The following is a 13938-nucleotide window of genomic DNA, read 5'->3' as shown; positions in this document are numbered from 1 at the left end:
GCATTTCGTCATGACGAACACCGTCAAGACCGTCAACCACTGGATCGGTGGCAAGACCGTCGAGGGCACGTCGGGCAACTGGGGCCCGGTCACCGACCCGGCCACCGGCGCCGTGACCACCAAGGTCGCGCTGGCCTCCGTCGAGGAGGTCGACGCCGCCGTCGCCGCCGCCAAGGACGCCTGGGCGACCTGGGGCACCTCCTCGCTCGCCCAGCGCACCACCATCCTCTTCAAGTTCCGCGCGCTCCTCGACGCCAACCGCGACGCCATCGCCGAGCTGATCGTCGCCGAGCACGGCAAGGTCCACTCCGACGCGCTCGGCGAGGTCGCCCGCGGCCTGGAGATCGTCGACCTGGCCTGCGGCATCACCACCCAGCTCAAGGGCGAGCTCTCCACTCAGGTGTCGAACCGGGTGGACGTGGCGTCCATCCGCCAGCCCGTCGGCGTCGTCGCCGGCATCACGCCCTTCAACTTCCCGGCCATGGTGCCGATGTGGATGTTCCCGATCGCCATCGCGACCGGCAACACCTTCATCCTCAAGCCGAGCGAGAAGGACCCGTCGCCGTCCCTGAAGATCGCCGAGCTGCTCGCCGAGGCGGGCCTCCCGGACGGCGTCTTCAACGTCCTGCACGGCGACAAGGTCGCCGTGGACCGCCTCCTGGAGCACCCGGACGTCGCCGCGATCTCCTTCGTCGGCTCGACCCCGATCGCCCGGCACATCCACACCACCGCCTCCGCCAACGGCAAGCGCGTCCAGGCCCTCGGCGGCGCCAAGAACCACATGCTGGTCCTCCCCGACGCCGACCTCGACGCCGCCGCCGACGCGGCCGTCTCGGCGGCCTACGGCTCCGCCGGCGAGCGCTGCATGGCCATCTCGGCCGTCGTGGCCGTCGGCTCCATCGGCGACGAGCTGGTCCAGAAGATCCGCGAGCGCGCCGAGAAGATCAAGATCGGCCCCGGCACCGACCCCACCTCCGAGATGGGCCCCCTCATCACGGCCGTCCACCGCGACAAGGTCGCCTCGTACGTCCACGGCGCGGCGGACGAGGGCTGCGAGGTCGTCCTCGACGGCACCGGCTACACCGTCGAGGGCCACGAGGACGGGCACTGGATCGGGCTCTCCCTCCTGGACCGCGTGCCCACCACGGCCAAGGCCTACCAGGACGAGATCTTCGGCCCGGTGCTCTGCGTGCTGCGCGCCGACACGTACGAGGAGGGCCTTGCCCTCATCAACGCCTCGCCGTTCGGCAACGGCACCGCGATCTTCACCCGCGACGGCGGCGCGGCCCGCCGCTTCCAGCTGGAGGTCGAGGCCGGCATGGTCGGCGTGAACGTGCCGATCCCGGTGCCGGTGGGCTACCACTCCTTCGGCGGCTGGAAGGACTCGCTCTTCGGCGACCACCACATCTACGGCAACGACGGCGTGCACTTCTACACCCGCGGCAAGGTCGTCACCACCCGCTGGCCGGACCCGTCCGACGCCCCGGCGGGCGTGGACCTGGGCTTCCCGCGCAACCACTGACGCGGTCGGTCCGCGCCGACGGCCCCCGGGGTGCCGACAGCACACCCCGGGGCCGTCGGGGTCCCACGCGGCCGCCGCCCCTCCCGCGCCCGCGGCTCAGCGGGCGTCCGGGAAGGTCCAGCCGCGCATCGTGAACACCCCCTCGTCCACCGCGCCCGCGGACCGGTAGGTCGCGAGCGCGGGGTCGTTGTCCGTGTCCACGCCCACCCACGCCCCCCGGCAGCCCCGCTCTCCCGCCTCCGCCAGCAGCGCCTCCGTCAGGGCCCGCCCCACCCCCCGCCTCCGGTGGCCCTCGTCCACGGAGAGCTCGTACAGGCACATCTCGGCGCCCTTGTCCGGGTGCAGCATCTCGATCCCGGAGACGAAGCCGACCGGGAAGCCGTCCGCGCCGTCGCCGTCGTCGGCGTAGGCGATCAGCATCAGGTGCCCCGGTGCCGCCAGGAAGCGCGCCGCCCAGTCCTCCCGGGGCGGGTCGTCGTACAGGTGCCCCGCCGCCAGCAGCTCCGCCACCGTGGCCGCCCGCCGGATCTCCATGCCGCTCTCCGTGTGCTCGTGTGCCCGCGCGGCCGCGTACCGCGCCTGCTGTACGCGGACCGTACTGCGTACGACCGGAGGAGGTGCGCCGTTTCCGCCTCCGGACAGCCGTGGCGCACAGGCGGTCCGCTTAGGCTCGACACCATGCGACTCCGACTTCCCCGGTGGGCCGCGGTCACCGCCGTCCTCGCCGTCCTCGCGGGTGCCGGCACCTGGACCGCCGTCGCCTCGGACGATCCGCCGCCCGTGCACCGGGCGGACCGGATGCTCGACCTCGACGGCACCCGCATCGACACCTCGTACTTCACCGGCGACGCCGACGGGCGCCGCCCGGCCGTCCTCCTCGGCCACGGCTTCGGCGGGTCCAAGGACGACGTGCGCGCCCAGGCCGAACAGCTCGCCCGCGACGGCTACGCCGTGCTGACCTGGTCCGCGCGCGGCTTCGGCGCCTCCGCCGGGGAGATCGGGCTCAACGACCCCGACCACGAGGTCAAGGACGCCCGGAAGCTGGTCGACTGGCTCGCCACCCGGCCCGAGGTCCTCCTCGACGGACCGGGCGACCCGCGCGTCGGCGTCACCGGCGCCTCCTACGGCGGGGCGATCTCCCTGCTGGCCGCCGGGTACGACGGACGCGTCGACGCCATCGCCCCCCAGATCACCTACTGGAACCTGGCCGACGCCCTCTTCCCGAACGGCGTCTTCAAGAAGCTCTGGGCCGGGATCTTCTTCTCCGCGGGCGACCGGCCCGGAGTCCTGGACGGGGCCGGGACCGCCACCACCGGTGAACCCCCCGCCGAGAGGCCGGCCACCGGGCGGTCCGGATCCGGGAAGTCCGCCCCCGGGGAGGCCGCGCCCGGAAAGGCCGCGCCCGGGACGCCCGGGGCCTGCGGCCGGTTCACCGCCGAGCTCTGCTCCCTCTACGAGCGGGTCGCCGTCGCCGGGAAGCCCGACGCCGCGGCGCGCGCCCTCCTCGAAGCCCGCAGCCCCTCCGCCGTCGGCGCGAGGATCAAGGTGCCGGCCCTCCTGGTCCAGGGGCAGTCCGACTCGCTCTTCACCCTGGCCCAGTCCGACGCCATGGCCCGGACCCTCGCCGCCAACGGCGCACCCGTCGCCGTCGACTGGATCTCCGGCGGCCACGACGGCGGCGACCGGGAGACCGACCGCGTCGAGCGGCGCATCAGCACCTGGTTCGACCGCTGGCTGAAGAAGGACACCTCGGCCGACACGGGCCCCGCCTTCCGCGTCAGCCGGACCGGCGGCGTCGACTCCACCGACGGCCAGGCGACCCTGCGCGCCGCGACCGCCGACCGCTACCCGGGCCTCACCGCCGGCACCGCCGGCGTCCCGCTCGCCGGAGCGGCGCAGACCTTCGCGAACCCGCCCGGCGCCGCACCGCCCGCCGTCTCCGCCGTCCCCGGCCTCGGCGGCGGGGTCGCCGGACTCTCCTCCCTCGGGGTCGGCCTCTCCCTCGACTTCCCCGGCCAGCACGCCCGGTTCGACGCGAAGCCGCAGGCCGAGTCCCTCCGCATCACCGGCACCCCGACCGTCCGGGTCAAGGTCGCGTCCACCGCCGCCGACGGCTCCGCGGTCCTCTTCGCCAAGGTGTACGACGTCGGGCCCGACGGCCGGCAGCAGGTGCTGCCCGCCCAGCTCGTCGCCCCCGTCCGCGTCGACGGCGCCCGGGCCGGCAAGAGCGTGACGCTCACCCTGCCCGCGATCGACCACGAGGTGGAGGCGGGGCACCGGCTCCGGCTCGTCGTCGCCGCCACCGACCTCGGCTACGCCTCGCCGGCCGCCCCCGCCGCCTACACGGTCGCCGTCGAGGGCCCGCTCACCGTGCCCACCGCGACCGGCCTCGACACCCAGGCGGCCGCCCTGCCCTGGTGGGTCTGGGGGCTGCCGCTGCTCGGCCTCGCCGCCGCCGCGGCCCTGCTCCTGACGGCCCGCCGCCGTACCGCCGCCCCCGCGCCCGACCCCGGGCTCGCCGCCGTGCCGCTCCAGATCACCGGGCTGTCCAAGAAGTACCGGGGCGGCGACCGGTACAGCGTCAAGGACCTCACGTTCCGCGTCGAGCAGGGGCAGGTCCTCGGCCTCCTCGGGCCGAACGGAGCGGGGAAGACCACCACGCTGCGCATGCTGATGGGCCTGATCACCCCCGACGAGGGCGAGATCCGGGTCTTCGGCCAGGCCATCCGGCCCGGGGCCCCGGTCCTCTCCCGCGTCGGCTCGTTCGTCGAGGGCGCCGGCTTCCTGCCGCACCTCGACGGCCGGGAGAACCTGGACCTGTACTGGAAGGCCACCGGCCGTCCCGCCGAGGACGCCCATATCGACGAGGCCCTGCGGATCGCCAACCTGGGCAACGCCCTCGACCGCGCGGTCCGCACCTACTCACAGGGCATGCGGCAGCGCCTCGCCCTCGCCCAGGCCATGCTCGGCCTGCCGGACCTGCTGATCCTGGACGAGCCCACCAACGGACTCGACCCGCCGCAGATCCGCGAGATGCGCGAGGTGATGATCCGGTACGCGGCCGGCGGCCGCACCGTCATCGTCTCCAGCCACCTCCTCGCCGAGGTCGAGCAGTCCTGCACCCACCTCGTCGTCATGGACCGGGGACAGCTCGTCCAGGCCGGTCCGGTCGCCGAGATCACCGGCTCCGGGGACACCCTGCTCGTGACCCTCGGGGAGCCCGTCCCCGACGCCCTCGTCGAGAAGGTCGGCGCCCTGGCGGGCGTCGCCGCCGCGACCCGGACCGAGGGCGGGATCCTGGTCCGCCTCGACACCCTCGACCCGACCGCCCTCATCGGCGAACTGGTCGCCCTGGACGTGCCGCTGACCGGTGTCGGACCGCACCGGCGCCTCGAGGACGCGTTCCTGACCCTGATCGGAGGAGGAGCCGCATGAGCCCGCTGCCCGACACCACCACGGCTCCCGCCGCCCCCGCCGCGCCGGTGGACGCCGCCGCCCCCGGCTACCGCGCCGGACGCACCCTGCCGCTGCGCGTCGAGGCCCTGCGTCAGTGGAAGCGCCGCCGCACCATGATCATGGGCGGCATCCTGGTCGCCCTGCCCTTCGTCCTGCTGATCGCCTTCGCGATCGGCGGCGACCAGGACCGCGGCGGCAGCGGCCGCATCACCCTGATGGACACGGCGACCGCCTCCGGCGCCAACTTCGCGGCGACCAGCCTCTTCGTCTCGGCCGGATTCCTCCTCGTCATCCCCGTGGCGCTGTTCTGCGGGGACACCGTCGCCTCCGAGGCGAGCTGGTCCTCCCTGCGCTACCTGCTGGCCGCGCCGGTGCCCCGGTCCCGGCTCCTGGCCTCCAAGCTCGCGGTCGCCCTCGCCTACAGCGCGGCCGCGATGGTCCTCCTGCCGCTCGTCGCCCTGGCCGTGGGCAGCGTCGCCTACGGCTGGGGGCCGCTCCAGCTGCCCACCGGCGGCGCGGTGCCCGCCGGGGACGCGGTGCTCCGCCTCGGGATCGCGGTCGCCTTCGTCTTCGCTTCCCAACTGGTCACCGCGGGACTCGCCTTCTGGCTCTCCACCCGCACCGACGCCCCGCTCGGCGCGGTCGGCGGAGCCGTCGGCCTGACCATCGTCGGCAACGTCCTGGACGCCGTCACGGCCCTCGGCGACTGGCGCGACTACCTGCCCGCGCACTGGCAGTTCGCCTGGATCGACGCGCTCCAGCCGCAGCTGGAGTGGGGCGGCATGATCAAGGGGACGGCGATCTCCCTGACGTACGCCCTCGTCCTCTTCGCCCTGGCCTTCCGCGGCTTCGCCCGCAAGGACATCGTGTCGTAGGCCCCCGCCGGCCGTCCCGGCCGGGGCCCGGGGGTCTCCTCACAGCCACCCCCTTCGAGCCGCTTCCGCGCCCGCGCGGAAGCGGCTCGTCGTGCCCAGGGCCGCCATCAGCTCGCCCACCCGCCGGCTGTAGGTCCGCGCGGACATGCCGAGCCGGGTCGCCGCCGTCTCGTCCGTCACCCCCGACAGCAGGGCGTCCAGGACCGGCCGCAGCTGAGGGGGCAGGTCGCCGCACGGCCGCCGTGGGGGCGGCGGCGTGTACGTCAGCTCCTCGGCCGTGTTCCAGCAGTGGTGGTGCGCCCGCGCCAGCGCCTGCACCACCACCGGATCGCGGATCAGCAGCAGTCCGTTGTAGAGCAGCTCCAGGTCGAGCGGGATCGCGGCCACGGTGCGGTCGACGACGATCATCTTGAACGGGATGGTCTCCGTGAGGCGGGCCCGCCCGGGGATCCTCAGCTCGCCCTCGATGCACGGCCGCGCGTGCCGCGGCACGATCCGCCGCACCTCGGCCGCCCGCTCCGCCGCCGCCCGCATGCACGCGCCCGCCAGCTCCAGGAACGGCTCGGGGATCGCGCAGCCGGCGGAGGCGACCGGGTCGTCGAAGGTGAGCAACTCGTACCGGGTGGAGGCGGCCAGCCCGGCGAGCGCCGCACTGATGCGCCGCGCACCCCGGACCGGGCGCCCCGCGGGCCGCTGTCCCTCGGTCGCGGCCCGGTTCATCGCCGAACGGGCGAGCATCACGGAGCCCGCGCTGCTCTCTGCCACCGCTGACCACCCCCGCCCGATCGATGTCCACTCCATGTACGCATGTGACTGCACACGGTGACAACCCCTGTTGAGAAGGATGGCGAATCCATGCCACAGGTTGCCCCGGCGTACGCCGTTGCCGCATCGAGATACATCCGCAACTCCTTCGACGGCTCCCAGCGCGCCCGGCGTTCGTCACATTCACAAGTGGTCCACCAAGAGGGGGAGATGACATGGAACGACAGGGCAAGACGCCGGCCGGCCGTCGCGGGGCCCGGTTCTCGGCCACCGTCGCCGCTCTGCTCGCCGCCGGACTCGCGGCCGGCGGCTGCGGCGCGAGCGGCGACCGGAGCAGCGCCGACCACGCGACGGGCGGGAAGGCGCGGACCGCACCGGCCGCGCCCACCGCCCCGGGCGGGGGAGCGGGCACGGCGAATCCCGAGGGCGCCGAAGGGGCCGCGCGGGACGGGCGTCCCTCCGCCGCGCCCGCCCCCGACTACCTGTCCACGTTCGCCCTGGACGTGGACACCGCCTCGTACGGCTACGCCCGCCGCACCCTCGCCGAGGGGCGGCTGCCCGACCCGGCGACCGTGCGCCCCGAGGAGTTCGTCAACAGCTTCCGCCCCGACTACCCCCGTCCGGAGGACAACGGCTTCAGCGTGACCCTCGACGGCGCGCGCGCCGGGCAGGACGGCTGGTCGCTCGTCCGGGTCGGCCTCGCCACGCGCGCGGCGGACCGGCGCGGCGAACGCCCGCCCGCCGCCCTCACCTTCGTCGTCGACGTCTCCGGCTCGATGGCCGAGCCGGGCCGGCTCGACCTGGTCAAGGAGTCGCTGGGGCTGCTCGCCGACGAGCTCCGCGACGACGACTCGATCGGCCTCGTCGCCTTCAGCGACGAGGCCGAGACCCGGCTGCCGCTGACCCGGGTGGGCGACGCCCGCGGCCGCATCCGCGACGCGGTGGACGCCCTCGCGACGAGCTCCTCCACCAATGTCGAGGCGGGGGTCCGCACCGGCTACGACGTGGCCGTCGCGGGTCACCGCGAGGGGGCCACCAACCGGGTCGTGCTGCTCTCCGACGCCCTCGCCAACACCGGGGCCACCGAGGCCGGCACGATCCTGGAGCGCATCGAGGCGGAGCGGAAGCGGTACGGGATCACCCTCTTCGGCGTCGGCGTGGGCAGCGACTACGGCGACGCGTTCATGGAGCAGCTCGCCGACCGCGGCGACGGCCAGACGACGTACGTCTCCGACACGGCACAGGCCCGCAAGGTCTTCGTCGACCAGCTGCCCGCCCATGTGGAGCTGCGTGCCCGGGACGCCAAGGCGCAGGTCGCCTTCGACCGGCGGACCGTGGAGCGGTTCCGCCTGATCGGCTACGAGAACCGGGCGGTCGCGGACGAGGACTTCCGCGACGACCGGGTCGACGGCGGCGAGGTCGGCGCCGGGCACACGGTCACCGCCCTGTACGCGGTGCGGACGCGGCCCGGGGCGTCCGGCCCGGTGGCCACCGCCACCGTCCGGTGGCTCGACCCGGCCACGCGCGCGCCCCACGAGCGCTCCGGCTCGGTCGGTACGGCCGCCCTCGCCGGCGACATCTGGGGAGGCGGCCACGACAGCCTGCAACTGACGGCGATCACCGCCTACTTCGCGGACGCGCTGCGCGGCGGGGAGCTGCCGGGCGCCCCGGGTCTCGCGGCGCTCGCGGAGCGCGCCGAGTCGATCGCCGGCCGGTCGGGGTCGGCGGTGGTGCGCGAGCTGGCCGCGGCCGTACGACAGGCGAACGGCCTGCGCGGACCGGGCGAAGGGCCCTCCGGCGAGGGAGAGTTGAAGGCGGGTGACCCGTACAGCTGACACCCGGGGCGGGCAGCGGGTGAGAATGGCCGCATGGCCTCCCTGCTGCTCGCCCTCGCCGTCGGATGCACCGGCCTCTACGCCGGTTTCATGCTGATCTTCCAGACCGGGATCATGCCCGCGCTCGCCCGTCTGACGGACGCCGAGTTCGTGACGGCGATGCGCCGGATCAACGAAGCCGTCCCGCGGGCCGTCTTCATGACCGTCTTCCTCGGGGTGCTCGCCTTCCCCGTCGCCGCCCTCCTCGTCCCGGTCGACGGGCGGACGGACGCCCAGAGGTGGCTGGTGCTCGGAGGGCTGGTGTGCGCGGCCCTCAACCACGCGGTCACCGTCGGCGGCAACGTCCCGCTGAACAACGCGCTGGCCGCCTCGGAGGCGACGGGCGACGAGCCGTCCGCCGTGCGGGCCGCCTTCGAGCGGCGCTGGAACGGCCTCCACCGCGTCCGCACGCTCCTGATCACCGTCGCGTTCGGCCTGCTGACCGCCGCGGCCGTCGTCTAGGGGCCCGTCAGGAGCCCCCCCGCGCCCGCCGGGCGGCCCTCGCGGCCGGGTCCGGCGGCCCGCCCCGCGACGGAGCGGCCGCGGAACCGTACCCGGTGGACGGTTTCTGGCGCGAACTCGTGCGTGTGGGCCTCTTCAACATCCACAAGGATCCCGCGAAAGCGTACCCCCGAGTCCGGAAACAGCCTTCGGGGGTGTGTCGGTCTGCGCCAGTGACGAAAATCTTACGGCCTTATACCATCCCAAAGGGGGTGAATCACCCCGATATCCCGGGTTGGGTTTCCATACCCTCCGGTTTCTTATTGACATGCCTACGGGGGTCTTTTCTAATCATCGAGAGTCATCCCGCGCGCTGACACCGCACAGGCATGGAGGGGGCAAGGTGGACGTCCGGATTCTGGGGGGACTGTCGGTACGTGAGCACGGGGTGTCGATCACCCCGACAGCCGCCGCGCCCCGGCAGCTCCTCGCCCTGCTCACGGCCAGCGCCGACCAGGTCGTCCCCGTGACGGTGCTCACCGAGGAACTGTGGCCGTCCGGCGCCCCGCGCGGTGCCCGGAGCGAACTGCAGTCCCACATAGCCGAGTTGCGCACCCTCATCACGGCCGCGCTGCGCGGCGCCGCCCCGGCGGAGCCCGGCCCCGGCTGGTCCGACCGGCGCACCGCCGACGCGATCCTCGTCTCCCAGCCCGGCGGCTACCGGCTCGACACCGGCGGCGGCACCAACGACGTCCGGCAGTTCGAGCGCGCGGCCGGCGCCGGATACCGCGCCATGGAGGCCGGCGACCTCTCCCGCGCCGCCCTCCGCCTCGGCGAGGCACTCGCCCTGTGGCGCGGCGAACCCTACGCGGGCGTCGCCGCCGGCCCCCGCCTCCGCCGTGAGATCGAACGCCTGGAGACGTCCCGCCTCAGCGTCCTCGACCAGTGGGTGGAGGCCCAGCTGGGACTCGGCCGGCACGCCGAACTCGTCTCCGAACTCTCCGGGCTCGTCGCCCGCTACCGCACCAACGAGCCCCTCCACGCCCACTACATGGTGGCCCTGCTGCGCTGCGGCCAGTACGACGAGGCCCTCACCGTGTACGAGCGACTGCGCGCCGCCCTCAAGGGGGAGAGCGGCATGGAGCCCTCGGCCCGGCTGCGCCGGCTCCAGCGCTCCGTCCTCGCCGTCCGCGACACCGCGGTCCGCCCCCTCTACGCGCCCCGCGTCCCGGCCCGGTTCGGCCCCGCCCGGCCCCGGCTCGTACCGGCGGGATCCGTGGGCTGACCGCCCGGCGCGGCCCACGACGCGGCCGCGCCACCGACACGACAGCTCCCGGAGGACGACCGGCCCGACCACCCGGACGCCTCCCCGGAGCCTTCACCGGGAACCAACCGCGGCAACCCGTCGTTGACCGCTTCCCGGAGCCGAATTACGTTTCGGCGAGCAGTGCGGGTTTCCTCCCAGGTGCCCGATTTCGCTGGACTACGGGGGACGAGGCCATGACGTTGGACCGCGCGGACGGAACGGGCGGTGCCGACGCGCTGCTCTCCGTCCTCGAACTGCTGGCCCAGAAGGCCCCGCCCGCCCGCTTCACCGGCCTCCTCGACGAGGCCCGGCTCACCGGACTCGCCGGAGCGGACCTCGACCGCCTCGAACGGGCCGTCGCCCTCGCCGCCGAGATCGACACCGGCCGCGAGCAGGAGGACCGCCGCGAGGCCGAACTCGCCACCCTCACCGACACCGCACGCGACCTCACCCTCTCGTACGACCTCGACAGCCTGCTGCGCGTGATCACCCGCCGCGCCCGCCGGCTCCTCGGCCTCGACCTCGCGTACGTCACCCTCCGCGGCCCGCACGGATCCTGCTACGTCCACACGACCGAGGGCTCCCGCACCGGCCAGACCGGCGGACCGCGGATCGCCCCCGGACTGCGGATCGCCGAGGGCCACGGACTCGACGGCGCCGTCCAGTCCCGCGGCGAGGCCGTCTGGACCGCCGACTACCTCGCCGACGAGCGGTTCGCCCTCTCCGGTTTCCTCGACACCGGTATCCCCGCCCCCGCCTTCGACGAGGCCGCCGAAGCGGCCCTGCGCGCCGAGGGCCTGCACGCGATCATGGCCGCGCCGCTGCGCAGCGGCGACACCGTGATCGGCGCCCTGCACGGCGCCGACCGGCGGGTCCGCCAGCACACCGCCGAGGAGATCGGGCTCCTCACCGCCCTCGCCGACCTCGCCGCCCTCGCCGTGGAGAAGGCCGGACTCCTCGACCGGACCCGGGCCGAGGTCTCCGAACTCGAACGGGACAGCTCCCGGATCCGCACCAGCCTCACCCGGATGCGGCACGTCAGCGAGGCCCACGGCCGGATCATGAACCTCGTCCTCGCCGGCGGCGACCTGGGCAGCGTCGCCAAGGCGGCCGCCGACGCCCTCGACGCCACCGTGACGATCCGCGACCAGGGCGGCCGCTGCCTCGCCACCGCCGGCGACCTGCCCGGACTCGTCGAGGAGGCCGTCGCCAAGGCCTCTCTCGACGCGCACGCCCGCCGCCGCCCGGTCCTCGCCGACGACGACACCTGGGTCGCGCCCGTCATCGCCGGCTCCGAGGACCTCGGCGGCCTCGTCATCCGCGCCGCCGGCGGCCTCACCGGAGAGGACGAGCGGCTCCTCGAACTCGCCGCCCAGTCCGTCGCCTTCCTCCTCCTCATGCGCCGCTCCACCGCCGTCGCCGAGGGACCCGTCCGCGACGAACTCCTCGACGACCTCATCGCAGACCCGCCGCACGCCCCCCAGCAGATCGCCCAGCGGGCCCGCCGCCTCGGCGTCGACCTGCGCAGACCGCACGTCCTCGTGCTCGCCCGCCCGGAAGGCGGCGAACAGGGCCGGGCCGTGGTGTGGGCGTCCTCGTACGCGTACCGGCTCAGCGGGCTGAAGACCGTGCAGGGCGGCTGCATCGTGCTGCTGCTCCCGGGCATCGACGCCTCCGCCGCCGCCCGGGCCGTCGCCGACGAACTGTCCCCGCTGCTCGGCCACCCCGTCTCCGTCGCCGCCGCCGGACCCGGCGAGAGCCCGGACGGCGTCGCCCGGATGCACCAGGAGGCCGGCCGCTGCCTGGACGCGATGAGCGCCCTCGGCGGCACCGGATCGGCGGCGTCCGTGCAGGACCTGGGCTTCCTCGGACTGCTCCTCTCCGACGACAACGACGTCGACGGCTTCGTCGAGGCGGCGATCGGACCCGTCCTCGACTACGACGCCGAGCGTTTCACCGACCTCACCCACACCCTGGAGGCGTACTTCGCCTCCGGCGGCAGCCCGACCAACGCCGCCGAGGCGCTCCACGTCCACCCCAACACGGTCTCGCGCCGGCTGGAGCGGATCGGCGAACTCCTCGGCCCCGAGTGGCAGAAGCCCGGACAGGTCCTGGAGGTCCAGCTGGCGCTGCGCCTCCAGCGCACCCGGGAGGTGCTGGCCAAGAGCCGCGGGCCGGCTGACCCGACCCGGCAGCCCGGCCCGCCGGAGCGCACCGGCTGACGCCCCGCCGCGGGCCGCTCAGCTCGCGGTCCGCGCCGTCCGTCCCGCTCCGTAGCCGGAGCGGTAGGACCCCTCCCAGTCGGTGGCCGCCATCACCGTCGCCGCGTGGGCCGCCGACGCCAGCGTGATGTGCCGGTGCCAGCCCCGGAACGACCGGCCCACGAAGTCCCGCAGTCCGGCCCCCTCGCCGACCTCCACGAAGTCCCGCTCCACCCGGCGGGCCAGCTTCGTCAGCCGCAGCAGGGAGCCGACCGGCGAACCGGTCAGATCGCTGATCCACACCCGGGCCGGAGGCCGCCGCGGGTCGTCCCACTCGCCCAGCAGCACCAGCGGACGCATCCGCTCGCCGCCCGGCGCGGGCAGCGCCACCCGGACCGCCGTGGCCAGCGAGGTCCGCGAGGTCCGCGCACCGGCCACCGTGTCCACCCAGCTCACCGGCCGGCGCAGCCCCTTGAGCGACTCCAGGATCTGCAGGGCCGACAGCGGACCGGCACCGAAGCCCGGCAGCGCCCGGTCGGCGATCGCCAGCCGGGAACCCGGACCGATCCGCGCCACCACCGGCACCCCCGCCCCGGCGAGCCGGGTGAGGGCCGCCCGCCCCGCGCCGCCCCGGATGTCGAGCAGCACCGGCTTGCGGGTCACGTCCGGCCAGCGGGCCGTGTCGAGCGCGGCCGCGACGGCGCACTCCTCCAGGGTCTCCTCGCCCGCCTCCTGCGGAACCTCCGCGCGGTCCCGCCGCGTCCGGTCGTTCACCCACGGATCCGGCAGGAACAGACGCCAGTTGACGGGCACGCTCAGCTCGTCGCTCGCGAACCACACGCCGAACGCCTGCTGGCCGTGGAAGACCTGCCCGCGCTCCGGGTCGAACCGCCGGTCCACCCCGACCGAGTGCTCCCCGGCCTTCGGTATCGGCATCGGCCGCACCACCCAGGCCTGCGGGCAGCTGTTGCGCTCCAGGTGCCGGGCGAGGGCCGCCCGCATCGGCTGCCAGTCCCAGGTGGAGCTGGACACGAAGTGGTGCAGGCTCTGCTCGGCGGCGGGACCGCCGATCTGCGCGGCGATGTTCCGGATGGACTTGCGGCCCTGCGCCGTGAGCAGACCGTGCAGGTACTGCTCGGCCTTCAGCCGCTGGTCCCGGCGCGGGAATCCGGAGAACAGCGCGGCACACAGCTCGGCGTAGACGTCCTCGCGCGAGCCGGCCGTGCCGGCGGGCCTGACGACGTCCAGGGAACCGGCCGGCGGAACAGCACCGGTGACGGCCCTGCGCTTGGTTGCGACGGATGTACTCACGACACTCCTGCCCGAAGGTTGCGCAGCTCCCTCCCGCTGCTCCACCACCGTCGCCCGGGACCGGCCCCCGCGGCGAGGTGTACCCGGCACCCGAATCGGCCGCCGGATGGTGGCCGGACCACCCCCCGCCGTGTCGTCGCAGGTCGGAGGCGCCCCGGCCGGCCCTCCGGGGGCTCCCGCCGGCCCT

10 protein-coding genes are annotated in these 13938 nt (G+C 74.7%); 7 read left to right on the top strand and 3 right to left on the bottom strand.

Translation table 11 applies throughout. From position 1 onward, the window contains the following. Positions 1 to 10 precede the first annotated feature (10 nt). The gene (gene mmsA / locus ACF09E_RS07225; protein WP_392204257.1) at positions 11 to 1522 is read left to right on the top strand and encodes a CoA-acylating methylmalonate-semialdehyde dehydrogenase; all 1512 of its coding nucleotides are present in this window, start codon (positions 11 to 13) and stop codon (positions 1520 to 1522) included. Positions 1523 to 1618: 96 nt separating this feature from the next. On the opposite strand, the gene ACF09E_RS07220 is transcribed toward mmsA, so the two are convergent. Continuing rightward, complete coding sequence (locus tag ACF09E_RS07220; protein WP_392204256.1) at positions 1619 to 2056, bottom strand: GNAT family N-acetyltransferase; 438 nt, start codon at positions 2054 to 2056, stop codon at positions 1619 to 1621. A 144-nt stretch (positions 2057 to 2200) separates the two neighbouring features. On the opposite strand from ACF09E_RS07220, the gene ACF09E_RS07215 reads away from it, so the two are divergent. Beyond that, positions 2201 to 4957, top strand: a complete 2757-nt coding sequence (locus ACF09E_RS07215; protein ID WP_392204255.1) for an alpha/beta fold hydrolase — start codon at positions 2201 to 2203, stop codon at positions 4955 to 4957. Further along, a complete protein-coding gene (locus ACF09E_RS07210; RefSeq protein WP_392204254.1) occupies positions 4954 to 5853 on the top strand; it encodes an ABC transporter permease in 900 nt (299 codons plus the stop codon). The genes ACF09E_RS07215 and ACF09E_RS07210 overlap by 4 nt, the downstream gene beginning before the upstream one ends. A gap of 39 nt (positions 5854 to 5892) precedes the next feature. Here ACF09E_RS07210 and ACF09E_RS07205 read toward each other — a convergent pair whose 3' ends face one another. Then, positions 5893 to 6618 carry a DNA-binding response regulator gene (locus tag ACF09E_RS07205; protein WP_392204253.1) on the bottom strand — a complete coding sequence of 242 codons (726 nt, stop codon included), beginning with the start codon at positions 6616 to 6618 and terminating at the stop codon, positions 5893 to 5895. A 215-nt stretch (positions 6619 to 6833) separates the two neighbouring features. Here ACF09E_RS07205 and ACF09E_RS07200 point away from each other — a divergent pair, with 215 nt between their 5' ends. From ACF09E_RS07200 to ACF09E_RS07185, 4 genes are all read left to right on the top strand, one after another. After that, positions 6834 to 8453: a von Willebrand factor type A domain-containing protein gene (locus tag ACF09E_RS07200; RefSeq protein ID WP_392204252.1), complete on the top strand. Its 1620-nt coding sequence runs from the start codon at positions 6834 to 6836 to the stop codon at positions 8451 to 8453. Between the two features lie 33 nt (positions 8454 to 8486). Continuing rightward, positions 8487 to 8954, top strand: a complete 468-nt coding sequence (locus ACF09E_RS07195; protein ID WP_392204251.1) for a DUF1772 domain-containing protein — start codon at positions 8487 to 8489, stop codon at positions 8952 to 8954. 382 nt (positions 8955 to 9336) lie between these two features. Further along, the gene (locus ACF09E_RS07190; RefSeq protein ID WP_392204250.1) at positions 9337 to 10218 is read left to right on the top strand and encodes a BTAD domain-containing putative transcriptional regulator; all 882 of its coding nucleotides are present in this window, start codon (positions 9337 to 9339) and stop codon (positions 10216 to 10218) included. 215 nt (positions 10219 to 10433) lie between these two features. Beyond that, positions 10434 to 12461 (top strand): helix-turn-helix domain-containing protein, encoded by a 2028-nt coding sequence (locus ACF09E_RS07185; RefSeq protein WP_392204249.1) that lies wholly within the window; start codon positions 10434 to 10436, stop codon positions 12459 to 12461. Positions 12462 to 12479: 18 nt separating this feature from the next. On the opposite strand, the gene ACF09E_RS07180 is transcribed toward ACF09E_RS07185, so the two are convergent. Further along, positions 12480 to 13751, bottom strand: coding sequence for an IS701 family transposase (locus ACF09E_RS07180; RefSeq protein WP_392204248.1), 1272 nt, complete (start codon positions 13749 to 13751; stop codon positions 12480 to 12482). Positions 13752 to 13938 lie beyond the last annotated feature (187 nt).

Origin of the sequence: Streptomyces sp. NPDC014891, from assembly GCF_043081085.1 — a bacterium.
In the GTDB taxonomy this organism is placed as follows: Bacteria; Actinomycetota; Actinomycetes; order Streptomycetales; family Streptomycetaceae; genus Streptomyces.
The sequence above is the reverse complement of the archived record's forward strand: the minus strand, read 5'-3'. Positions and strand labels throughout refer to the sequence as shown.